The 22,689-nt window shown below is 46.2% G+C and carries 18 protein-coding genes and 1 pseudogene; 7 read left to right on the top strand and 12 right to left on the bottom strand.

Going from position 1 to position 22,689, the window contains the following annotated elements; translation table 11 throughout:
- The first annotated feature begins 8 nt into the window (after positions 1-8).
- Positions 9-386: a hypothetical protein gene (locus BMZ72_RS19450; RefSeq protein WP_089811270.1), complete on the top strand. Its 378-nt coding sequence runs from the start codon at positions 9-11 to the stop codon at positions 384-386.
- Positions 387-554: 168 nt separating this feature from the next.
- Here the strand turns inward: BMZ72_RS19450 and BMZ72_RS19455 are convergent, their stop codons facing one another.
- The 5 genes from BMZ72_RS19455 to BMZ72_RS19475 form a co-directional block, all read right to left on the bottom strand.
- Complete coding sequence (locus BMZ72_RS19455; protein ID WP_089811272.1) at positions 555-1,262, bottom strand: SAM-dependent methyltransferase; 708 nt, start codon at positions 1,260-1,262, stop codon at positions 555-557.
- The gene (locus BMZ72_RS19460) at positions 1,246-2,025 is read right to left on the bottom strand and encodes an EI24 domain-containing protein (RefSeq protein WP_089811273.1); all 780 of its coding nucleotides are present in this window, start codon (positions 2,023-2,025) and stop codon (positions 1,246-1,248) included. The genes BMZ72_RS19455 and BMZ72_RS19460 overlap by 17 nt, the downstream gene beginning before the upstream one ends.
- Before the next feature lie 156 nt (positions 2,026-2,181).
- Complete coding sequence (locus tag BMZ72_RS19465) at positions 2,182-3,198, bottom strand: PorP/SprF family type IX secretion system membrane protein (protein ID WP_089811276.1); 1,017 nt, start codon at positions 3,196-3,198, stop codon at positions 2,182-2,184.
- 202 nt (positions 3,199-3,400) lie between these two features.
- Entirely contained in the window at positions 3,401-4,054 is a 654-nt protein-coding gene (gene upp / locus BMZ72_RS19470) for a uracil phosphoribosyltransferase (RefSeq protein ID WP_089811278.1), read from the bottom strand.
- Positions 4,055-4,183: 129 nt separating this feature from the next.
- Positions 4,184-6,130, bottom strand: coding sequence for a vWA domain-containing protein (locus tag BMZ72_RS19475; protein ID WP_089811280.1), 1,947 nt, complete (start codon positions 6,128-6,130; stop codon positions 4,184-4,186).
- A gap of 113 nt (positions 6,131-6,243) precedes the next feature.
- Between BMZ72_RS19475 and BMZ72_RS19480 the strand changes: the two genes are divergently transcribed.
- Complete coding sequence (locus BMZ72_RS19480) at positions 6,244-7,323, top strand: anhydro-N-acetylmuramic acid kinase (RefSeq protein ID WP_177222846.1); 1,080 nt, start codon at positions 6,244-6,246, stop codon at positions 7,321-7,323.
- Between the two features lie 51 nt (positions 7,324-7,374).
- Here BMZ72_RS19480 and ade read toward each other — a convergent pair whose 3' ends face one another.
- On the bottom strand, positions 7,375-9,012 hold the full coding sequence (gene ade / locus BMZ72_RS19485) for an adenine deaminase (protein WP_089811284.1): 1,638 nt from the start codon (positions 9,010-9,012) through the stop codon (positions 7,375-7,377).
- Between the two features lie 12 nt (positions 9,013-9,024).
- The gene (locus BMZ72_RS19490) at positions 9,025-10,032 is read right to left on the bottom strand and encodes a helix-turn-helix transcriptional regulator (RefSeq protein WP_089811286.1); all 1,008 of its coding nucleotides are present in this window, start codon (positions 10,030-10,032) and stop codon (positions 9,025-9,027) included.
- 101 nt (positions 10,033-10,133) lie between these two features.
- Here BMZ72_RS19490 and BMZ72_RS19495 point away from each other — a divergent pair, with 101 nt between their 5' ends.
- Positions 10,134-10,718: a hypothetical protein gene (locus BMZ72_RS19495; RefSeq protein ID WP_089811288.1), complete on the top strand. Its 585-nt coding sequence runs from the start codon at positions 10,134-10,136 to the stop codon at positions 10,716-10,718.
- A gap of 267 nt (positions 10,719-10,985) precedes the next feature.
- A complete protein-coding gene (locus BMZ72_RS19505; RefSeq protein WP_089811292.1) occupies positions 10,986-11,621 on the top strand; it encodes a peroxiredoxin in 636 nt (211 codons plus the stop codon).
- Positions 11,622-11,988: 367 nt separating this feature from the next.
- Here the strand turns inward: BMZ72_RS19505 and BMZ72_RS19510 are convergent, their stop codons facing one another.
- From BMZ72_RS19510 to rlmN, 3 genes are read right to left on the bottom strand one after another with little or no spacing between them, the layout of a single operon-like run.
- Positions 11,989-12,732, bottom strand: coding sequence for an RluA family pseudouridine synthase (locus BMZ72_RS19510; RefSeq protein WP_089811294.1), 744 nt, complete (start codon positions 12,730-12,732; stop codon positions 11,989-11,991).
- Positions 12,733-12,735: 3 nt separating this feature from the next.
- A complete protein-coding gene (locus BMZ72_RS36995; RefSeq protein WP_255373242.1) occupies positions 12,736-14,298 on the bottom strand; it encodes a pseudouridine synthase in 1,563 nt (520 codons plus the stop codon).
- A gap of 34 nt (positions 14,299-14,332) precedes the next feature.
- Positions 14,333-15,376, bottom strand: a complete 1,044-nt coding sequence (gene rlmN / locus BMZ72_RS19520) for a dual-specificity RNA methyltransferase RlmN (RefSeq protein WP_089811296.1) — start codon at positions 15,374-15,376, stop codon at positions 14,333-14,335.
- 342 nt (positions 15,377-15,718) lie between these two features.
- Between rlmN and BMZ72_RS19525 the strand changes: the two genes are divergently transcribed.
- Positions 15,719-16,921, top strand: a complete 1,203-nt coding sequence (locus tag BMZ72_RS19525; RefSeq protein ID WP_089811298.1) for a thiolase family protein — start codon at positions 15,719-15,721, stop codon at positions 16,919-16,921.
- Between the two features lie 61 nt (positions 16,922-16,982).
- Here BMZ72_RS19525 and BMZ72_RS19530 read toward each other — a convergent pair whose 3' ends face one another.
- Positions 16,983-17,555: a sigma-70 family RNA polymerase sigma factor gene (locus BMZ72_RS19530; protein WP_012788880.1), complete on the bottom strand. Its 573-nt coding sequence runs from the start codon at positions 17,553-17,555 to the stop codon at positions 16,983-16,985.
- 322 nt (positions 17,556-17,877) lie between these two features.
- Between BMZ72_RS19530 and uvrA the strand changes: the two genes are divergently transcribed.
- Positions 17,878-20,694, top strand: coding sequence for an excinuclease ABC subunit UvrA (uvrA, locus tag BMZ72_RS19535; protein ID WP_255373243.1), 2,817 nt, complete (start codon positions 17,878-17,880; stop codon positions 20,692-20,694).
- A gap of 198 nt (positions 20,695-20,892) precedes the next feature.
- Here the strand turns inward: uvrA and BMZ72_RS19540 are convergent, their stop codons facing one another.
- Positions 20,893-21,333: a DUF4293 domain-containing protein gene (locus BMZ72_RS19540; protein ID WP_089811302.1), complete on the bottom strand. Its 441-nt coding sequence runs from the start codon at positions 21,331-21,333 to the stop codon at positions 20,893-20,895.
- A 120-nt stretch (positions 21,334-21,453) separates the two neighbouring features.
- Here BMZ72_RS19540 and BMZ72_RS37195 point away from each other — a divergent pair.
- Positions 21,454-22,680, top strand: a pseudogene (locus tag BMZ72_RS37195) (malic enzyme-like NAD(P)-binding protein); the annotation flags it as partial.
- Positions 22,681-22,689 lie beyond the last annotated feature (9 nt).

Below are 22,689 nucleotides of genomic sequence, written 5' to 3' on the forward strand. Positions count from 1 at the left end.
TAAACAATATGCGCAGATTTCTTTTTATGGTAGTCGGAGGTGTTCTCCTGATGCTGGTTTTCTTCTTCCTTTACAAATACTACTTTGTATTTGGACGTGGCGTGAAGGCCGGAGAGTTAAACCAGTTCATGGAGAAAGGGTATGTCTTCAAAACCTATGAAGGCCGCCTTATTCAGAGCGGATACCGCTCCAAACAACCCGGCAGCCTGCAATCCAATGAGTTCCAGTTTTCAGTGGCTGACGAGCGTATCGCACAACAGTTAATGACTGCAAGTGGTAAGTTTGTAGAAGTGCATTACAAGGAATACCTGGGCGCAGTGCCATGGAGAGGGTTTAGCAATTTTATTGTAGACAGCGTGATTACGGTGAGAGACGTCAATTATTAGAAATTAGGAATTAAAAATTAAGAATTAAGCCGTTTAGTACAGCTTACTATAAAGCAAGCGCCTGATCTGTCATCAGATCAGGCGCTTGCTTTATAGTAAAAAAGATATTAACCAGGTGGTAGGCTTTTATTGCAATTCTTAATTCTTAATTTTTAATTCTTAATTGAATTACTGCGCCAGCATTAGAAAGATCGCTGGTTTCTTATGCAGTTCCGGTAAAGCCTGTTTCCACGCTTTTACTGTTTTCGTGCGGATAAACTCTTCCGGTCCTGTAATATCAGCAGCCACACATATCTGCGTAGTGTCCTTACAGTTATCCAGTATGTCTTTGAGTAACTGGTTATTACGGTAAGGCGTTTCTATAAAGAGCTGCGTTTGTTGTTTCTTCTGTGACTGCATTTCCAGGTCACGGATCGCTTTGATCCTTTCAGGTGGTTTTACCGGCAGATAACCAACAAACTGAAAGTTCTGTCCATTCATGCCTGAAGCCATCAATGCCAGTAGCATTGAGTTAGGCCCTACCATGGGAATGACTGGTGCTTCTATCGCATGTGCTACCTGTACGACAAGATGTCCAGGATCAGCGATAGCCGGACAACCAGCTTCACTGATCACACCGATATCTTTGCCTGATAGCAGTATCTGTTTTGCCAGGGCAGTATCAGGAGGCTGATGTTCAGACATCAGCAGTAGCTGGAGCGCATCTATGTTGATGCTCTTATCAAGCGCCTTCAGATATCTTCTGGCTGTACGTTCATTCTCCACAAAGAATACACTGATCTGTTGTACCACGGGCGTTACATACGCAGGAATGGTATGCAGCGTGTCTGCACTGAGTACAGTGGGGATCAGGTATACCTTACCAGGTTGCGCCATGCAATAATCTTTTGTCGGATAAGTGAATAGTTGCGGCAATGACTGCATAGGAAGGAGCCATTACCCATCCCAGTACCGGAATGAACATCAGGATGTAAAACACCATACCGTTGCCGAGTGCAATACCTCTGTGTCCTTTGATGAAATTGATACTCTGTTTTGGACTCATTTGATGCCTTTCGCAGCTGTAATCAACCATGGAGAAACCATAGAAATAGCATTCGATAAAGAAGGCGAACAATGGTGTGATCCAGCCAACGATCGGTATGAATGAGAGTATGATCAGGAAGATCACGCAGATCGTCTGATACAGCATGTTACGCAGCGAGATAACAATACCTCTGCCCATGTCTTTGAGGAACTGCTGCATGCTGAATGGAAAATCGCGTCTCTCCAGTATAGCCTCCGTCTTTTCAGAGAGGTAGGCAAACAGGGGAGAACCCAGTATAAGAAAGAGATATTTGTAATAGGAAAAATATAACAGCAATATCATGATCCTGATGGAGAAGGCCAGTAGAATAAAAAAGAAACTGACCCAGCTGCTTTCAAGATCCTGTATCCAGATTTTAAGTGGAAGCAGGTTAAAAAGGTATTCAACAAACTCTCCGGAATATCCCCAGACAAAATAGCTGCCCGTCATAAATAGTATGCAGTAAAGGATACCAGGCACAAGTATCCACTTCCATAACCTGTGCTGCATAATAAACTGATGCGCCTTCCCATATGCCTGAATGGCGGCCAGTACTTCTCTGAATGAAAACAAAATCCTGGATTTTAGTGGTTAGTTATTCGCTATAAGCATTGATCCGGTTGTAAATAACTAAAAATCAGTGGAACAATGGTAAAAAATATAGACGGACAATAAAAAACCTGCCAGCTTATGCAACTGGCAGGTTCTTTTTAAATATCTTTTATCAGATCAGAACCTCGGACAGAGCGTTCTGTATTTGCTTCCTTCATTGCGTCTATGCACGTAGATAATGGAAAGCTCCATACCACCACGATAGTTAGATGCTGGTTTCAGCGTAGATACGTTTGTGTCGTAAGAAGCACCGATGGTGAAACCGTTGATCTCAAGACCAACATAAGGGTTGATCGCATCTTTCAAACGGTACCAGCTACCGAGGTAGAAGGTAGTCGGATTTTCATCGTCTCCGTTCAGGTTGAAACCGTAAGCGCCACCGAATGAGAACTCAGATGCAGTACTTTGTTTCATGTACAATGCACTGAAGTGGATACGGTTAGCACCATTCACCGGTACGGAACCACCACCATGCACCGTGTATCTGGAAGTCAGGCGGTTGTTGTTCTGCGCCATGAACGTTTCAGTCGGCTGTGTGATGTGATAGTAAGACGCACCAACATAGATATTGGAAGATTCGCCTACGAGACCATTATACAGGATACCGATATTCGGATCGAAGTAGGAGATGGTTGGATTGACGAAAGATTCACCGCTTGGGATAGCCGGGTTGTAACCGTTATTGTCGATCTGGTTTTCGAATACCAGTTTCGTCTGGTCCAGGCGTTTTTGTACTAACGTTCCCTGTAAACCAACTGCCAGGGTATGGTTACCTTCCGGGTCCAATCCTTTATGGTAGGCTGTACTAAAACTTAAATATGTAGAGGTCAGTGCACCACCGCCCGTTCTGTCATACATTGCCATTATACCAACACCCCAGATGTCAGTGTAATTCAGCACATTCTTCAGAATGCCGAAGTCCACCGCTGCGGTTCCGGTAGTAAATGGAGTTGAAATACTTCTCCACTGTGAACGATAGTTCCCTGAGACACGAAAATCACCTGAAAACAGGCCCGTCATTGCCGGATTAAGTGTGAGTGGCGAAGCAAAGAACTGCGAAAAATGCGGGTCCTGCGCCCTGGCCGGGTTCATCAGATAAAGGGCAATTGTGAAAAACAGCAACACTTTTTTCATAAAAAAATACTTATAAGTATAGGGTTTTCTCATGGTTCCATGTGAAGGTACACAATGCTACTCATATTCCAAATTAAAAATATATAACATTGTGTTAGAGAAATCCCTAAAGTGTTATAAATGAATGCTTAAACAGTCTTGTTTTTATTTGGTTGAATACTCAATTTTTTTGAAATTGATCCATTCTCACGGTTTATAGGTCTTACTGCTGTAGCTTGTTTCCAAATGCGAGGTCTCCGGCATCTCCAAGTCCCGGAACAATGTAACCTTTGGCCGTTAGTTCGTCGTCAATATCACCGGCCCAGATGCTCAGATTACTGTCAGCGTGTCTTTGTACATACTCAATTCCTACAGTACAGGCGATGGCAACTACGAGGTGGATATGCTTTGGTTTACCCAGGCTCTGCAGGTGTTCGATGGTTTTTACCAGGGAAGCGCCGGTTGCGAGCATAGGATCTGAAAGGATAACTACCTGGCCATCAATGGACGGGCTAGATACGTATTCAAGGCTGATATCGAATGTGCCGTCGTGTTTATGCTTACGGTAAGCAGAAATGAAGGCATGATCAGCTTTATCAAAGTAGTGCAGCAAACCCTGGTGTAATGCAAGGCCTGCTCTCAGGATAGTAGCGAGAACGGGTTGTTGTTTTAATACCCGGCAGTTAGCGATACCAAGAGGCGTCTGTATTTCTTTCTCCTCGTATTCCAATGTTTTACTGATCTCATAAGCGGCGATTTCGCCCACTCTTTCCATATTGCGTCTGAAACGCATACGGTCTGTCTGGATTTCAGCGCTTCTTATCTCACTCAGCCATTCTCCTACTAACGAATTGGTACTACTTAGATTCACTATCATGAATGCAAAATACCAAAATTTTCAAAGTCCGGCAGGCTAAATAACAATAATGCAACGAAAATGTGGTTCAGGGTCTTAAAGCCCTGAACCACCCGGGAAAAACAAGGAAGAAAGGCCGGCTAAAACGAACTATTTAGTGCCATGATTGTTACTGATTAATTGCGCTTTTTTTACCAATTGAATGAATTCTGCCCGATAGCCTTCTTCGTCCGTCCCACGGGCGTTTCCAGCTAATTTCAGTACCTGCTCATAGCTGGCGTTCCCCTTGTGTTCGGAGTTACGCAGCAGTAGTCCGAAGTCTGCAACAGCAGTGGCCATACGGAAATCTTCCGGAGCGGCGCTGATATCCTGCTGTTTCCAGCGCAGTACCTGGGAAATCAGCTGGCTGCTGCTGTCAGCAGGGTTTTTATACCGCAGTTTTACAGTTAGCACTTCCGTGTTATTACCGGGCACAGGCTGTTGCTGCTGGTACTTCAATGGGTCAACCGCCGGCTGACCAGTCTTTACGCCTACTGGTACAATTTCGTACAGGGCTGTCACGGTATGGCCTGCACCCATATCACCGGCATCTTTTTTATCATCATTAAAGTCTTCGTTATTTAATAACCTGTTTTCATAACCTACCAGCCTGTACGATTGTACATATTTAGGGTTGAATTCCACCTGCAGCTTTACATCCTTCGCAATGGTGAACAGGGTGCCGCCAAACTCGGTGGCAAAGGTGCGGCGTGCCTCTTCGAAGTTATCGATATAGGCATAGTTACCATTTCCTTTATCTGCCAGCAGTTCCAGCTTGTTATCTTTATAATTCCCCATACCAAAGCCTAATACGGAAAGGAATATACCTTTTTCACGTTCTTTTTCGATGATGCGTTGCAGTTCGCCATCGCTGGACGGACCAACGTTAAAGTCACCATCTGTCGCAATGATCACGCGGTTGTTACCATTTTTCAGCAGGTATTCAGTAGCTGTTTTGTAGGCCAGTTGTACACCTTCTCCGCCAGCAGTGGAGCCTCCGGCTTCCAGTTTGTCCAGCGCATCGAGTATGACTGTTTTATGTTCACCGGAAGTAGACGGTAATACCAGTCCTGCAGCGCCGGCATATACTACAATCGCAACTCTGTCAACAGGTCTTAACTGATTCACCAGTAACCTGAAGGCCTGCTTTACCAACGGCAGTTTATTCGCATCACTCATAGAGCCGGATACATCGAGCAGGAACACCAGGTTGGAAGGAGGTAGGTTGTCTTTTGCGACATCTTTCCCTTTTAATGCAATGCGTACCAGCTGATGCGCAGTATTCCAGGGACACACGGCCATATCGGTCCGTATTGCTACCGGCACATTATCTGTTGGATTACTGTATTTATAATCGAAATAGTTGATCATTTCCTCTACTCTCACAGCGTCTACCGGTGGCATATTGCCTTCATTCAGAAAACGGCGGACGTTGGAATAAGAGGCCCTGTCAACGTCAATAGAGAAGGTGCTGAGCGGATCACTGGATACGGTGTGAAAGCTGTTCTCATTGACAGGACTATAGTCTTCTGTATTGTCTTGTGCCCGTCGTGTATACCCGATACTGGCCTGCGATCTTGATCCATAAAGTACATTAACGGTGCTCTTTGTGTGATTAGCCGGAATAGGTGAACTGGCTACCGTTTGCGGCGCCTGGTACATCATCATAGACCTTTCCACTACAACTTCCTCCAGACTTGTATTATCTGGTTTCAGCTGAATATTAAATGTTGATTTGGCCAGTGCTTTTCTGAGTGTAAAAACTTTGGTTTTATACCCAATGTACATCACATCCACTATGGTTGTGGTGTCTATCATCATCTCAAAGCGGCCATCTGCATCAGTTATTGTGCCCCATCTGCCACCTTTCCCATGTACGCTGATCGTCACGCCGGCAAGCGGATCTTTGTTGTCAGCGTCGGTGACGCGGCCTTTTATTTTAACAGATTTAAGTTTAGGGGAGGGTGCGGTGATCGATTGTGCAAATCCTTCATGAGGTATATCTGCTATGCCGAAAGCCATAAAGCTCAGGAGCAGAAGAGTGAGATGTTTTTGCATGGCGCATTGTTTTGAGTCCGCATTTAAGATGCAGGACTACCCCCTGATTCCATAAAACCCGAAAAAAAATTATGAAAGCGGCACATTATTTACTTTTGCACAAATTTTACCGCATGGTTTATAATGTAATTGGTGTAACGTCAGGTACTTCGCTGGCAGGAATGGACCTGGTTTTTGTGGCATTGACAGAAGTACGTGGAAAATGGACTTACGAAATAAAGGCGGCAGAACGCCTGGTATATACCTCCGAATGGGAGGAAAAACTACGTGCTGCGGCAGACCTGTCTGCCCGGGATTACCTGTTGCTCCATGCTGAATATGGCCATTTTACCGGCCATGCCATCAATCAGTTTATTACGCAACATGAACTGGACCATAAAGTACATTTTATTGCTGCACACGGACATACCGTATTCCATGTACCTGGACAGAAAATGACCGCTCAGCTGGGAGATGGCGCTGCTATTGCTGCCGTTACCGGTCTTTCGGTGATCAGTGACCTGCGTGCCATGGACGTTGCTTTAGGTGGAAAAGGGGCGCCAATACTGCCAATAGCAGAACAACTGCTGTTCCCTGATTACCGTTTCCGGGTGAATCTGGGAGAAAATGCCGCTATCGCCGCGGAACAGGATGGTCAGCTGATCGCATGGGACGTTTGCCCGGCTAATTATGTGCTGGATACCCTGGCGGGAATGCTGGGCCGTGCAGTTGACGAAGAAGGTAAACTGGCTGCTGGCGGTGTTACCGATCAGAAACTGCTGGATGCACTGAATGGTCTTGCTTTCTATAATGAGAAATATCCGAAGACACTGGCTGCTAAATTCGGAACCGGTACTATTCTGCCGATGATCCAGCAGCATCAGCTGTCAACACAGGGAAAACTGAATACCTATACCCATCATATCGCTGCACAGATTGCGGCCGCTGTACAACAACTTGCGCCGCAGGAAGAAGGCGCAGCACAGACGCTCTTACTGACAGGTGGTGGTACACGGAATACTTACCTGGTTGAGACAATACAACAGGCTTTACAAACACATAATATTACTGTAACTGTTCAGGAAGAACCATTCAGAAATGCCCTCATGATCGCATTACTGGGCGCATTACGCTGGAGACAGGAACCGAATGCGCTGGCAGCTGTAACAGGTGCTGAAAAAGATAGTGTAGGCGGGGCTTTGTGGGCAGTATAATAAACAAATTGCAGGTATATGTGAACATATACCTGCAATTACAATCATATGCTATAAAACAGCTGCTGTAAAGCTGAAATGATCTCCATCAAACAGTCCCTTATCGCTCAGTTTCAGATGCGGAATAACCAGCAGCGCCATGAATGATAATGTCATAAAAGGCGCATCCAGTTTACTCCCCAGCGCTTTGGCTGCTTTGTCCAGCTGACTATATTGTGCCGCTACTTCATAACCATCCAGGTTGCTCATCAATCCTGCAACAGGCAAAGGCAATACATTTGCTTCACCATTGCTGACCACACTCACACCTCCCTTATGTGCAATAACGGCATTTACCGCCTGTGCAATGCTTTCATCATCGACACCTACTACAATGATATTATGACTGTCATGTGCAACAGATGAGGCAATAGCACCCTGTTTAAAACCAAAGTTCCTGATAAAGCCCAATGCCACAGGAGCTTCCTGGTAACGGTTCACAACAGCGAGTTTCAGTATATCTTTTTCTGTTGAAGAGAATAACTGATTGTCTACTAAAGGCAGTGTCTCTGTAAAACTGTTTGTGATCAGTTGTCCGTCGAGTGCTTCTATTACCTTCACTTCCGCAGTGATACCGTCGGCGGTGATACGAAAATCGCCTGTTGATTTCGGTGTGCAGGAAAAGTTGTTGATCACTGGTGCAATCACAGAAGGGATCAGTGTTTCCCCGTTTTGTGCTACCAGCTGACCATTGATATAAGTTGCTTTGATGTTGAATGTGTCAGGATGATCTGCAATGATAAAATCAGCAGGATCACCTACGCGCAACAATCCGGCAGGTATCCTGTAATGTAATACAGGGTTCACACAGGCAGCACGCAGTACTTTAAACAGATCGATCTTTAATGCCAGTGCTCTTCTTACCAGCGCATCGATATGTCCTTCCACAAGGTTATCCGGATGTTTATCATCGCTGCAGAACATGATCTTTTCAGGATGATCATGTAACAGGGGGATGAGTGCGTCGAAGTTACGCGCGGCACTGCCTTCCCTGATCAGGATATGCATACCGTATTGTAGTTTGTCAAGCGCTTCTGCTGCAGTAAAACATTCGTGGTCGGTACTGATGCCGGCGGCGATATATTTTTTTGCGTCTTCACCACGCAGACCAGGTGCATGTCCATCAACAGGTTTACCGATACGTTTTGCTGCCGCGATCTTCGCCATTACATCCGGCTGTTCGTGCAGTACGCCGGGAAAGTTCATCATCTCTGTGAGATAAAGTACTTCAGGTTTTTGCAGCAATGCTTCCACATCAGCCACAGTCACTTCTGCGCCTGCTGTTTCGAAGATCGTTGCAGGTACGCAGGAAGGCGCACCAAAACAGAATTTAAAGGGAACGGTCTTCCCGTTTTCCAGCATGTATTCCACGCCCTGTACGCCCAGTACATTCGCTATCTCATGCGGATCTGAAACAGTGGCTACGGTGCCATGTACAACAGCCAGTCTGGCAAATTGTGAAGGTGTCAGCATAGAGCTTTCCACATGCACGTGTGCATCTACAAAACCAGGCAGCAGATACTGTTCATATGTCGCCGCGTCTTCTGTAATACTGGCAATACGGCCGTTTTCAACGGTAACGGTAGCAGGATAGATCTTCTGTTGCAGGATATCTATCAGGTTACCGGATATCTGAAATGAGGTGGACATTCCCGGTTGGTTTTATGATGAATAATTTTGCAGCATTTTTTTAGCTTCTGCTGAGAGCTTTTCTGCCAGTGCTGCAGGTTGCATCACTTTCACGTTTGCTCCATAACTCAGGAGCAGCATCTGTAGTTCATGATTGATCACGACATTGATAGAAATGCGGCATTCCTTGTCATTGTCTTTCTCCACCAGCTGTGAAGGATGGATCGGTTGTGATTTAATGTATTTACCCTGTAATGGAGTAAATGCCAATAGCACTTTCTCCGGTTCACCCTGTGGAACCGTTACACCAATGGCATGCTGATAATAGCTGGCGTCATCGAAGTTCTTTTCATCGAATGTTTTGTTGGTCGGCCATATGTCTACGATCCTGTCCAGTGCAAATGTCAGCAGGGTACCGCCTTTTGCTTTCTGACTTTTACCGATCAGGTAAAAGCGGTACTGGTACTCACGCAGGTGATAAGGCTCTACCCAGTGTTCCTTCGGCTCATTCCTGTCAAAACTCTGATAGGCGATACGTATTACTTCCCTGCCTTTGATCGCATCTACGATGAAGGGAATATGTGCCGCGCCTTTGTACTGTGTGGTACGGGCAAATTTGATCAGCCCTTTGTGTTCAAGTACTTCCCTGTTCTTTTTCAGGCTGGTCGCTATTTTGAGTATAGCGTCCTCAAACTGTACAATGACAGGGAGACTACGGAATTGCTCCAGTATACCGATGGCGATTTCCAGCCCCTGGAGATCAGCTTCATCTATGGGCAGACTATTGATAGAGTATGTTTCGTCAGTATAACGATAAGTGCCTGTACTGCGATCGTACAGGATAGGCGCCTTATAGTTCAGTTCGGGGTCATGGCGCATGTCCTGAATATCTTTCTGGATCGTACGTACGGAAATGGTGGTGTCCATTTTCCCGGATACGAACTCAATCAGATCCTCCAGGGTGGGTTTTCTCAAACGCTTGTTGCGTAAACGCTCGTCTATCCAGCGATAACGCGAAACAGCATCCTTGTTTTTAGGCATGCATGGAAATATTTAGAGGATAAAAATAGTTAAAATTCGCTACGCAAATTCTCTGCGTTTTGCACCGGTATCTTTGTATCGTTATCAACAACTAATCGGTTATGAAACAGACAAATACCGCTACTGTTAGTACCTCCGAAGCAATATCAGTTGGCCAGATCATCCTGGATGATACCAATTATTTAACCTTCTGGGGGCACATCAAAAAAGATGATACCTGGCAGCGTTGTGACTTCATCACAACCTACGAAGTGTTAAATACCATGTTACGCTATGTGCAGGACAGAAGTGATGCAGTGCAGATGATCATCGTACAGAAGCTGGAAAACATGGAGCAAATCCCCGATATGATCGATCTGGAGATGGAGCTGGGAAAAGCAGTGTTGTTTAATAACATGTATTTCAGGTTAGCCCGCCCCGGAAACCGTGAGAACGGCAACTGGGTTGAATATACAGCAGGAGAATGCTACTATATAGAGCAGGTGACCCCATTACCTTCTGCCAGCGTACCCCATTACGTCAGAAAAATAGACCATTGTATGGAGATGCTCCACAAGAGCTATGAACTGTACCTCGGGTATATTGAACTGGAATTTGATGAAGATGCAGCACGTAAAAAATCCGATCTGGCAGACGATCTTAAGTTTACCCTGGCATACTATGCCTGGAAAGAAAGGACCTTATAAACTCGTACCCCATACTATCCCCGTGAACCCCTGAAAGAACCCTGAAAAACCCTGATAACCCCGAAAAAGCGACCCGGTTACCCCTAACGGTGTTGTGTTGCGCTTCCAGGTAAGCGTTATCCCTAATACCTTTTGCGTCCAGTTGTTTGTCTTAACTCCGCCCTGCCTGTTCTTCAGGCAGGGAATTTTTTTTTGAAAAATCATTGTAAAGTCTATAATATTTGTAGGAAAATCCTATTTTTGAATACTCTAAAAACAAGAGAACTTATGGGCTTAAGATTAGGAGATACTGCACCGAACTTTCAGGCTAAGACTTCACAGGGTGATATTGATTTTTATGAGTTCCTGGGAGACAGCTGGGGAGTATTATTTTCACATCCGGCTGACTACACACCGGTATGTACTACCGAATTAGGTAAAACAGCACAGCTGAAAGACGATTTCGCAAAGCGTAATGTAAAAGTACTGGCGCTGAGCGTAGATCCGCTGGAAAAACACCTGGGCTGGATCAACGATATCAACGAAACACAGAACACAGATGTTCAGTTTCCTATTATCGCTGATGAAGACAGGAAAGTTTCCGATCTTTATGATATGATTCATCCGAATGCGTCAGAAACCTTTACAGTAAGGTCTCTGTTCATCATCGGACCAGATAAGAAAGTAAAACTGATGATCACTTATCCGGCTTCTACCGGCAGAAACTTCCATGAGATTCTGCGTGTGATCGACTCTCTGCAGCTGACTGCTAACTATAGCGTAGCAACTCCTGCAAACTGGGTTGATGGTGAAGACGTTATCGTGACCCCTGCGGTGAAAACCGAAGATATTCCGGGCCGCTTCCCGAAAGGTCACAAGATCATCAAACCTTACCTGAGAACAACACCTCAGCCGAACAAATAAGGCAGAAGGCTGTTAACAAGTAAGCAAATTGATAAACTTGTTCGTTTAAAACCTGCACCGTATGTGTGTCAGGTTTTTATTCATAAGATTTTTTAATGGTTGGTTTTTGATTTTTACGAAACGGGGATTTCTCCCCGTTTTTTCTTTTTATACCAGTCTGTAAAGGCGGTACCAGGCAACACAGATGCCCGGTACCGCCTTTAATATTGAGAGGAAGTCTTATAGGTAATACCGTTGTTATGAGGTTGTAATGGACATGAGGTGGACTTGATGCGTACCTGTCAGATACTTAGCAGGGTAGGTGAGGGCATAAAAAAAGGCGGTCTCTTGTCGAAACCGCCTGTATATCAATAGTCTGTATGCTCTTTTATAAAACCAGCTCTGTGCTTCTGCCACTGTTTTTACGCAGCTGCGTCACAACGGCCTGAATATCTTTTGGCAGTGGTGCTTCAATCACGTTCTCTTCTCCCTGCTGATCTTTGAATTGCAACTGCCATGCATGCAGTCCCAGTCTGCTCAACAGCGGACGTTCTTCTTCTACTCGTTTACCCAGTTTATAGTTCTTCTTGATAGCAGACAGATAAACCGGCGAAGCAGTGCCATATAGCTCGTCTACAGCGATCGGATGGCCCAGATGCTTCATATGTACACGGATCTGGTGGGTACGGCCTGTATGGATCTGTAATTGCACCAGACTGTAGAGACCAAAAGCTTCCAGTACCTGGTAGTCAGTCAGGGCGTTTTTACCCTTTCTGTTGGTCACCATTCTGCCCTTGATGGTCGGATGTTCCATGATTGCTTCATCCACGCTACCAGTTTCCGGGTGTAATTGTCCGTTTACCAGGCCTTTATAGAATTTCTTCACGTTACGGCCTTCAAACAGCTGCGAATAATATTTGTGTGCTACCTCATTTTTTGCAAACAGGATCACGCCACTGGTGTCTTTATCCAGGCGGTGTACAGTAAAGATCTCGCCGTAATGCTTTCTCAGCAATCCCTGGAGGGAATCCAGCTGGTTGTCATGTCTGTCCGGAATCGTCAGCATGCCTGCAGGTTTGTTTAAAATAACAAAGTCTGCTGTTTCTTTTATAATGATGTCGTTAATGCGCATAGTTTACTTAAAGTGCTTCAGAAGGATGATCTCTTTTTCTGTCAGGAAACGCCATTTACCGCGATTGATGTTTTTCTTGGTAAGACCGGCGTAAGTAACACGGTCCAGTTTTTCCACTTCATACTCCAGGTGTTCGAAAATGCGGCGTACGATGCGGTTTTTACCACTGTGAATTTCAATACCAACCTGTGTTTTATCACCTGCTTCCACATATCCGAGTGCATCTACATTGGCCACACCATCTTCCAGGGTCACACCCTGCAGAATGTTTTCAAAGTGCGCTTTGGTTAATGGTTTATTCAGTCCTACGTGATAGATCTTTTTGATATTGTGCTTCGGATGCGCCAGTTTCTGTGCCAGTTCGCCGTCATTGGTCAGCAGCAGCAGACCAGATGTATTACGGTCAAGACGGCCTACCGGATATACGCGCTGTTCTTCTGTGGTTGCGTCCTGGATCAGTTCCATGACTGTTTTACGGCCTTCCGGATCATCAGTGGTAGTGATGTAGCCTTTTGGTTTGTTCAACAGAATGTATACCAGGTTTTTCTGGATGTTGATCTTTCTGTTATTGATCGCTACTTCGTCTTTTGCAGTTACCTTGAACGCCGGCTCGGTAATGAGTTCGCCGTTTACGGTCACTTTTCCTTCCTTCACAAAATCAACTGCTTTTCTGCGGGAGCAAAGTCCTGAGTGTGCGATGTATTTATTCAGGGGCATTTCGCCGGGTGCATTACCGGATTCTTCGTTCCTGGATGATTTTTTGCCATAGGAGTCGTCTTCATGACGTGCCCTTCTGGTAGCCAGTTTACGATCCTGTTTACCGGCAAAACGTTCATTGGCGGTATCAAAGTATTTTTTACGGTTAAATCCGCTTGGTGTAGGACGTTCGTCTCTGCTGGTGCGTTTGCCGGGTTTTTTATCGTCAGCACCATGGAAAGCGCTGTCGTCGTCCTGTTGTGGTTTCGGTTTGAAAGGCGTTCTGCCGCTTGCGGTTTTACGTACCGGCTCTATGCGGCGTCTGCGGCCATTTTCATCTCTTTCCGGACGTTTGGAAGCTGGTTTTTCAGCGCCATCTTTACGGAATCCACGAGGACCTTTATGTTCGCCGTCATTCTCTTTACGTTCGGTACGGAAAGGGCGGTCATTCTTTTTGAAGTCTCCGCGGTCTTTATTATTGTCATCTTTACGCGCCGGACGGAAAGGACGTTCACTTCTTTTAAAATCTCCACGTTCCTTGTTATCATCTTCTTTGCGTGCCGGACGGAAAGGGCGATCGTTCTCTTTACGTTCGGTGCGGAAAGGACGGTCATTCTTTTTGAAATCTCCACGCTCCTTATTATTGTCGTCTTTACGTGCCGGACGGAAAGGACGTTCACCTCTTTTGGATTCTTCGCGGCTATCACCACGTGAAGGGCGTTCACTTCTCTTGTCGCCACGACCTGGCTTCTCATCATCACCTCTTTTGCGGTCAGTGTTGCCAAAGCGTTGACCACCTTTATTGGAACTGCTGCTTTTATTTTCCTTGAAAGGGGAAAATCCTTTCTTAGCAGGTGTATTTTTTCTCATCTGTTTGTTTTTGAAATTGTATGCAGGAAACTGATCAACCTTTATTAGCCAACTGACCACAGGCCGCATCGATGTCTTTACCACGACTACGACGAAGACGGGCATTTACCCTGTTTTTGGACAGGTATTCCATGAATGCCTCGGCAACGTCCTCATCCGGCTTCATGAAGCGGGCGTTGGAAATTGGGTTGTACTCAATAATGTTGACCAGATCTGCAGGTACCTGGCGGTATATGCGGATCAGCTCATCGGCATCTTTCAAGGAGTCGTTAAAGTCCTTAAAAAGAATATATTCGAAGGAGATCTGGTTCTGTGTTTCTTTATAGAAGTAGTTCAATGCTTCGATCAGTACCTTGAGGTTGTTGGTATCATTGATCGGCATGATCTGGCTGCGTTTTTCGTCATTGGCAGCATGCAGGGATAATGCGAGGTTGAATTTAACCTTATCGTCTCCCAGCTGACGGATCATTTTGGCTACGCCGGCGGTAGATACGGTGATACGTCTTGGGGACATACCGAGACCATCCGGAGAAGTGATACGCTCGATGGACTGCAATACGTTCTTATAGTTCAGGAGCGGTTCTCCCATACCCATATACACGATATTGCTGAGCTTTTTGCCATATGCTTCCATTGCCTGCTGGTTCAGGAGGGCCACTTCATCGTAAATTTCGTCGAAGTCCAGGTTACGCTTACGGTCCATATAACCGGTTGCGCAGAACTTGCAGCTCAGGCTGCAACCCACCTGGGAAGATACGCAGGCGGTCTGACGGGTGTCAGTAGGGATCAATACCCCTTCTACCATATGCCCGTCATGCAGCCGGAAACGGCTCTTGATCGTGCCGTCATCGCTGTGCTGGGTAGTATCTGTCGTGATTGCCGGAAGACTGAAATGTTCTTCCAGTTTACTGCGTAAGTCTTTGGAAATGTTGGTCATAGCTTCGAAGCTGGAAGCGTGTTTCAGCCACAGCCACTCATACACCTGTTTGGCGCGGAAAGGCTTTTCCTCTATAGACCCAAAGTATTTCTGTAATTCCGGTAAGCTGAGGTGCCGGATATTTGTTTTGCCCGATTTCATTCCTGACCTTTAATTGAGATAATGTCTGCCTTACGGCAGTCGGTAGTAAGCGGCAAAGGTACGACATTTTATCCACGCACCATCAGGAAACGGGTAGATCCTCTACAGATAAGGGTTCCCGGCTAATATTCGGCTATTTCTCCGTTGTATATCGCTATTATACCGCTATTACGCCGCTATCCCTTCGCTCATGAGCGGAGGGATAGCGGCGTAATAGCGGCGTAGTAAGGGTTTAATCGAAGAAACAGGCCATTTTAGCGTAGAAAACAGCCCCTGTATTGGTATTACCCCCGATTCCACTACATTTACAACCTTTATTAACCAAAGCAATCCATCCAAGCAATGCAAGCTGCTTATATAGTAGACGCGGTCCGCACCCCAATAGGCCGTTATGGTGGGGTTCTGAGTACGATCCGGCCAGACGATATGCTGGCTCACCTGATCAAAGCCATTCTTGAACGCAATCCGACATTAGATCCTGCTGGTATTGAAGATGTTATAGCCGGCGCTACCAACCAGGCCGGTGAAGATAACCGGGATGTGGCCCGTATGGCTGCCTTACTGGCCGGACTGCCGGTGACGGTACCAGGTAATACGGTTAATCGCCTCTGTGCCTCGGGTATGCAGGCTATCATGGATGCAGCAAGGGCCATTATGTGCGGAGATGGAGATGTGTATCTCGCCGGAGGAGTGGAAAGTATGACCCGCGCTCCTTTAGTGATGCCAAAGGCAGACGGCGCCTTCAGCCGTAAAACAGAAATCTATGACTCTACCATAGGCTGGCGCTTTACCAATAAGAAGCTGGCAGACATGTATCATCCCTATTCCATGGGCGAAACGGCAGAGAATGTCGCCCGTCAGTGGAATATCAGCAGGGAGGAACAGGACTTATTTGCTTATCAGAGCCAGCTGAAGTATAAAACTGCCTATGACGCCGGCAAATGGGCAGCAGAGATCATCCCGATAGCGATCACCCCTAACAAACAGGGACAGGTGATCATCAGCGATGACGAACCACCAAGGGAAACATCCCTGGATAAGCTGGCAGGCCTAAAACCTGCTTTTGCCAAAGAAGGGAGTGTCACTGCAGGTAATTCCGCCGGTATCAACGATGGTGCTGCCTGTGTGCTGGTAGTGTCTGAACAGGCATTGAAACAATATAACCTGAAACCACTCATGCAGATAAAGGCCATGGCGGTGGCAGGGGTAGATCCTTCGATTATGGGCATCGGTCCGGTACCTGCTTCACAGAAAGCATTACACCGGGCAGGGCTCACAGTAGATCAGCTTGATCTGATCGAATTGAATGAGGCATTTGCGGTGCAGGCCCTGGCTTGTATCCGTGACCTCGGACTGGATACTTCGAAGATCAATGTGAACGGAGGCTCTATTGCCATCGGGCATCCGCTGGGATGTACGGGCGCGCGGATTGCAGCTACACTGTTGCATGAATTCAAACGCAGGCCACAGGCCAAGTATGGACTGACCACCATGTGTGTGGGAGTGGGACAGGGTGCTGCGATGATTTACGAGAACCTGGTATAGGAAAATAAAGAACGGGCGGTCGGAGTCTCCCGGCCGCCCGTTGATGGCAAGCAAAAAAGGATTACAAACAAATCTGTTTCTCCGTCATCATCTTCCGGAGATTTATCAGGCCATATCTCATACGGCCCAATGCGGTATTGATACTCACCTGGGTGAGATCGGCAATTTCTTTGAAACTCAGGTCTGCGTAATGGCGGAGGATGATCACCTCGCGCTGTTCTTCCGGCAGCAGGTCGAGCATACGTCTTACACGATCGTGGCTCTGTGCCGTGATCATTTTTTCTTCTGCACTGCTCTCGCTGAAATTCAATACGTTGAAAATATCTTTGTCGTCGCTGGTCTTGATGATAGGAGTACGCTTGATCTTACGGAAGTGATCCACACACAGGTTATGTGCAATACGCATCGCCCAGGGGAGGAATTTTCCTTTTTCCGTATAGCGTTCAGCTCTGATAGTATCTATGATCTTTATAAAGGTATCCTGGAAAATGTCTTCTGCCAGGAAAGCGTCTTTCACAAGTAATACGATAGAGGTATAGAGCTTATCTTTGTGTCTGTGCACTAATTCTTCCAATGCCGAAGCGTGACCCTTTTTGAAGAGGGTAATTAGCTGCTCATCACTTAGTTTGTACATTATTTGCATAAACTTCTACAATAGCGGGTTTATAATAAAAATAGGACTTGTGACAGTCGTAGGAAAAATGTGTAGAGTTTATGCTATAATAGGTAGTTTTAGTGGTTATAAATCTGAACCTGAGAAGACGTTCAGGTTTCATCTAATGCAAATATAAAGTAATAGTTCAATAAAACAATCCCTCATTTGTGCAATTTTCCTGTCATTTAATATAGCCACAACCCCACGGAATTGACCGGCCCTTGCAGGTTTCGCCTGTAACGCGTTCAGGTAGAATGGAATGCTGCCGGAATGGTTTACTTTCAGTATTTTTACATCCATTATGGCTACTAAAGTGAAGAAAACGGAAACAATAACTGAAGCTCAGTCAGTTAGTACGCAAGATCAGATTTTCATTAAGGGCGCACGCGTTCACAACCTCAAAAATGTTAGCGTAGGCATTCCAAGAAGCAAGCTGGTAGTGGTAACCGGAGTCTCCGGTTCAGGCAAGTCTTCACTGACCATGGACACATTGTATGCTGAAGGTCAGCGCCGCTATGCGGAGAGCCTCAGCGCTTATGCCCGTCAGTTCCTTATGCGCATGAACAAACCTGATGTTGATTACATCAAGGGGATTTGTCCTGCCATCGCCATCGAGCAAAAAGTGATCACCCGTACACCACGTTCTACCGTGGGCTCTATGACGGAGATATATGACTACCTCCGCCTCTTTTTTGCCCGTATCGGCAAAACATACTCTCCTGTATCCGGTCAGCTCGTAAAGAAACACGAGGTGAGCGATGTGGTGGATTATATCAAAAAATTGCCCGCCGGGTCGAAGATACAATTGCTGGTTACCTTCCGCCGTCACGAAAAACGCGACGTGAAGGAAGAATTGCAGATCCTGATGCAGAAAGGTTTTTCCCGGCTGTATGTAAAGGAAAAAGGCAATGGTTCCCTGCTGCGTATCGAAGAACTGCTGGACGAAAAGAAACCAACGCTCCCCAAAGAGGCTTACCTGCTGGTAGACCGTCTGGTGGCAAAGGAATTTGAAGAAGATGACCTGCACCGTATTGGTGACAGTGTGCAGACTTCATTTTACGAAAGCGAGGGCGACTGTCTGGTAGAGGTAAATGGCGCGGAGATGAAACATTTCTCCAACCGTTTTGAACTCGATGGCATGCAGTTCGAAGAACCAGTCCCCAACCTGTTCTCTTTCAACAATCCTTATGGTGCTTGTCCGGTGTGTGAAGGTTTTGGCCATGTGCTGGGTATCGATGCCGACCTGGTCATTCCTGACAAACGCCTGAGTGTATATGAAAACGCCATCGCTCCCTGGAGAGGTGAGAAGATGGGCGAATACAAGGAAGCGCTGATAAAAGCCTCCCGTAAGTTCAATTTCCCGATCCACAAACCGATCGTTGATCTTACGGATGAGCAGTACCAGTTGCTCTGGACAGGTAACGAGCATTTCTACGGACTGAACGAGTTTTTCAAAATGGTGGAGCAGAACCTGTACAAAGTACAGTACCGTGTGCTGCAATCCCGCTACCGTGGCCGGACTGGTTGTCCGGAATGCGGAGGAGGCCGCCTGAGAAAAGAAGCGCTATACATCAAAATAGCAGGCGCTAACATCGCGCAACTGGTAGATATGCCGGTAAGCAACCTCTACGAATGGTTCCAGCAACTACAGCTGTCAGAATATGATCAGCAGGTAGCAAAGAGAATACTCGTGGAAATTGATCACCGTCTGAAGACATTACTTGATGTAGGTCTCGGTTATCTTACCCTGAACCGTGTGGCCAACACGTTAAGTGGTGGTGAAAGTCAGCGTATTCAGCTGACCCGCTCGCTGGGTAGCAATCTGACCAATTCCATGTACATACTCGATGAACCAAGTATCGGTCTGCATGCACGCGATACGCATCGCCTCATTGGTGTACTGAAGGAACTGCGTGACCTGGGTAACACCGTTGTCGTAGTAGAACACGATGAGATGATGATGGAAGAAGCCGACTATATCATCGATATGGGACCACTGGCCAGTCACCTGGGTGGTGAGGTGATCTTCGCAGGTAATTACCAGGAAATCCTGAAAGACAGTAAAAGTCTGACAGGTAGATACCTCAGCGGACAGCTGAGCATCGAGCCGCCGATTAAACTCCGTAAATGGAAAAAGGCGATTTCTCTCGAAGGTTGTCGTCAGCATAACCTGAAAAATATCGACGTAGATTTTCCTTTACAGGTACTGACTGTTGTGAGCGGTGTGAGCGGATCAGGTAAGACCACACTGGTAAAACAGATCCTCTATCCGGCCCTCATGAAACTAAAAGGTGAATTTGCAGATCGCGTAGGTCAGCACCGTGCATTGAAAGGCGCCGTGGATGATATCACACAGATCGAAATGGTGGACCAGAATCCGATCGGTAAATCATCCCGTTCTAACCCGGTTACTTATATCAAAGCATATGACGAAATCCGTGATCTGTATGCGAAGCAGCAGCTGAGCAAAATGCGCGGATTCCAGCCAAAACATTTCTCTTTCAACGTAGATGGCGGCCGTTGCGACGCCTGCAAGGGAGAAGGAGAAGTAATTGTGGAAATGCAGTTCCTGGCAGACGTACACCTGCAATGTGAAACCTGCGGTGGCCGTCGTTTCAAGGAAGAAGTACTGGAAGTGACCTATAAAGGCAAAAACATCTACGACGTACTTGAGATGAGCGTAGAAGAGTCGCTGGAGTTCTTCAAAGATGAAAAAGACGTGTGTAACAAGATCCGTCCGCTGAGCGATGTGGGCCTGGGTTATGTGAAACTCGGTCAGAGCAGTGATACACTGAGCGGTGGCGAAGCACAGCGTGTGAAACTGGCTTCCTTCCTCGGTAAAGGAAAAGCACAGGGACATATCCTGTTCATCTTTGATGAACCGACCACCGGTCTCCACTTCCATGACATCAAGAAACTATTGGCTTCCTTTAATGCTCTGATCGATCAGGGACACAGCGTACTGGTAATTGAACACAACATCGACGTGATCCGCAGCGCTGACTGGGTAATTGACCTGGGCCCTGAGGGAGGCGCCGGTGGCGGACAGTTATTGTATGCGGGATTGCCGGAGGGGCTGAAGGATGTGAAGGAGAGTTATACGGGGAAATACCTGTAAATAATTAGGAAATTTGGAATTAACAATTAGGAATTAATTCTGTAATTGATTGATTAGTAATTAAGTGTATCGATGCTGAAAATGGCATTGAGATAAAATAAAAAAGCTGCGGAGATGATCTCGCAGCTTTTTTATTTTATGGAAGTACATTGGGACAGGCCCAATTCCTAATTGATAATTCCTAATTCGTAATTGAATTTATCTGAGTCTGTCCAGTGACTTAATCAGCTTCTCATCCTTGAAAATGCCTCTTGCCGCCAGCAGCAAAAAGATAAATATCAGGACTGGCAGGAAAGCGCCTGGCAGATAAGTGGCAGTAGTGATCAGTTTGCCCTGAGCCTGGAGCTCATTAGCACTATCCTGTACTTTGAAGTATTGGAGGGCAATGGCTGCTAAAGACAGCAGAATATTCAGTATGGTCAGTCTGAACTGTAATTTGCGGTTTTTGAACAGGAAAATACAGAACAGGGCCAATCCTACTACCAGCATCAGCACCAGAAACACTATAAAGCTCGACTGTGCATTGAAATATCTGATCGATCCGTCGTTAAGGGTAGCTTTCCAGATATTCAGGAACCAGGTACCGATACCGGCCGCAGCCGCTAATAAAAGGTAAAGACTTTGAATGCGTTGTATCATGTTTGTCAGGGAGATTTACCGGGTAAAAATAAGTAAATATTGTGAACCTACTCTTTCGTGGTACTCACTGTTCCTCCAATACTTCGTATATTGCACGCCCAAGAACAATCTTTTATTGAAATGGCAAGAAAACAGAACAAGCAGGATGCACTGGATTACCATGCATTGGGGCGGCCTGGAAAAATTGAAGTAATACCTACAAAGAACACCAAGACACAATGGGACCTTTCACTGGCTTACTCTCCCGGAGTAGCAGAGCCATGTAAGGAGATCGCCAAAGACGTAGAGAATGTGTACAAATATACCGCCAAAGGGAATCTGGTTGCGGTGATCAGTAATGGTACGGCAGTACTTGGTCTGGGCGATATTGGTCCGGAAGCGGGTAAACCGGTAATGGAAGGTAAAGCCGTATTGTTCAAAATCTTTGCAGATATCGATGTATTTGACATTGAACTGAACACCAAGAACGTGGACGAGTTTGTACAGGTTGTGAAAGCGATGGAACCAACTTTCGGTGGTATCAACCTGGAAGATATCAAAAGTCCGGAGTGCTTTGCCATAGAAGAGCGTCTGAAAAAGGAACTGAGAATTCCGATCATGCACGATGATCAGCATGGTACCGCCATCATTTCCAGTGCAGCCCTGCTGAACGCCCTGGAACTGGTGAAAAAAGACATTAACAAGGTTAATATCGTTATAAATGGCGCTGGTGCAGCTGCCATGGCCTGTGTGAAACTGTATGTATCACTGGGCGCGAATAAAGAAAATATCATCATGTTTGACAAGGATGGCGTGATCAATACTTCCCGTCCTAATTTGTCAGATATGCACAAACAGTTCGCTACAACTTCAACTGTAACTGAACTGGCGGAAGCGCTGAAAGGTGCGGACGTATTTGTTGGTCTGTCAGTTGGTAACGTTGTTACCCCTAACATGATCAAGAGCATGGCGGATAATCCGATCGTGTTTGCAATGGCCAATCCGGATCCGGAGATCGCTTATGATCTGGCTGTTGCATCCCGTCCTGATGTCATCATGTGTACCGGTCGTTCAGATCATCCTAACCAGGTGAATAACGTACTGGGTTTCCCTTATATCTTCCGTGGAGCGCTGGACGTACGTGCTACCCAGATCAACGAAGAGATGAAACTGGCAGCAGTACATGCGCTGGCAGAGCTGGCGAAAGAATCCGTACCGGATATCGTGAACCTCGCTTACAATGAAAGAAACCTGTTTTTCGGTCCGAGATATATCATTCCAAAACCACTGGATCCGCGTTTGCTGAGCCACGTAGCTCCTGCGGTAGCGAAAGCAGCGATGGACAGCGGTGTAGCGCAGCAGCCTATTACAGACTGG

It is taken from the genome of Chitinophaga sp. YR627, from assembly GCF_900114995.1.
GTDB lineage: Bacteria > Bacteroidota > Bacteroidia > Chitinophagales > Chitinophagaceae > Chitinophaga.

Bases quoted from the DNA above. Each gene is read 5' to 3' on its own strand.
- BMZ72_RS19510 (WP_089811294.1), bottom strand. From the start codon at position 12,732: ATGCGCATTAACGACATCATTATAAAAGAAACAGCAGACTTTGTTATT.
- BMZ72_RS19505 (WP_089811292.1), top strand. From the start codon at position 10,986: ATGGGCTTAAGATTAGGAGATACTGCACCGAACTTTCAGGCTAAGACT.
- BMZ72_RS19490 (WP_089811286.1), bottom strand. From the start codon at position 10,032: ATGCCTAAAAACAAGGATGCTGTTTCGCGTTATCGCTGGATAGACGAG.
- BMZ72_RS19540 (WP_089811302.1), bottom strand. From the start codon at position 21,333: ATGATACAACGCATTCAAAGTCTTTACCTTTTATTAGCGGCTGCGGCC.
- BMZ72_RS19530 (WP_012788880.1), bottom strand. From the start codon at position 17,555: ATGTACAAACTAAGTGATGAGCAGCTAATTACCCTCTTCAAAAAGGGT.
- BMZ72_RS19480 (WP_177222846.1), top strand. From the start codon at position 6,244: ATGGTTTATAATGTAATTGGTGTAACGTCAGGTACTTCGCTGGCAGGA.
- BMZ72_RS19475 (WP_089811280.1), bottom strand. From the start codon at position 6,130: ATGCAAAAACATCTCACTCTTCTGCTCCTGAGCTTTATGGCTTTCGGC.
- BMZ72_RS36995 (WP_255373242.1), bottom strand. From the start codon at position 14,298: ATGAGAAAAAATACACCTGCTAAGAAAGGATTTTCCCCTTTCAAGGAA.
- ade (WP_089811284.1), bottom strand. From the start codon at position 9,012: ATGTCCACCTCATTTCAGATATCCGGTAACCTGATAGATATCCTGCAA.
- uvrA (WP_255373243.1), top strand. From the start codon at position 17,878: ATGGCTACTAAAGTGAAGAAAACGGAAACAATAACTGAAGCTCAGTCA.
- upp (WP_089811278.1), bottom strand. From the start codon at position 4,054: ATGATAGTGAATCTAAGTAGTACCAATTCGTTAGTAGGAGAATGGCTG.
- rlmN (WP_089811296.1), bottom strand. From the start codon at position 15,376: ATGAAATCGGGCAAAACAAATATCCGGCACCTCAGCTTACCGGAATTA.
- BMZ72_RS19525 (WP_089811298.1), top strand. From the start codon at position 15,719: ATGCAAGCTGCTTATATAGTAGACGCGGTCCGCACCCCAATAGGCCGT.
- BMZ72_RS19465 (WP_089811276.1), bottom strand. From the start codon at position 3,198: ATGAAAAAAGTGTTGCTGTTTTTCACAATTGCCCTTTATCTGATGAAC.
- BMZ72_RS19450 (WP_089811270.1), top strand. From the start codon at position 9: ATGCGCAGATTTCTTTTTATGGTAGTCGGAGGTGTTCTCCTGATGCTG.
- BMZ72_RS19495 (WP_089811288.1), top strand. From the start codon at position 10,134: ATGAAACAGACAAATACCGCTACTGTTAGTACCTCCGAAGCAATATCA.
- BMZ72_RS19455 (WP_089811272.1), bottom strand. From the start codon at position 1,262: ATGGCGCAACCTGGTAAGGTATACCTGATCCCCACTGTACTCAGTGCA.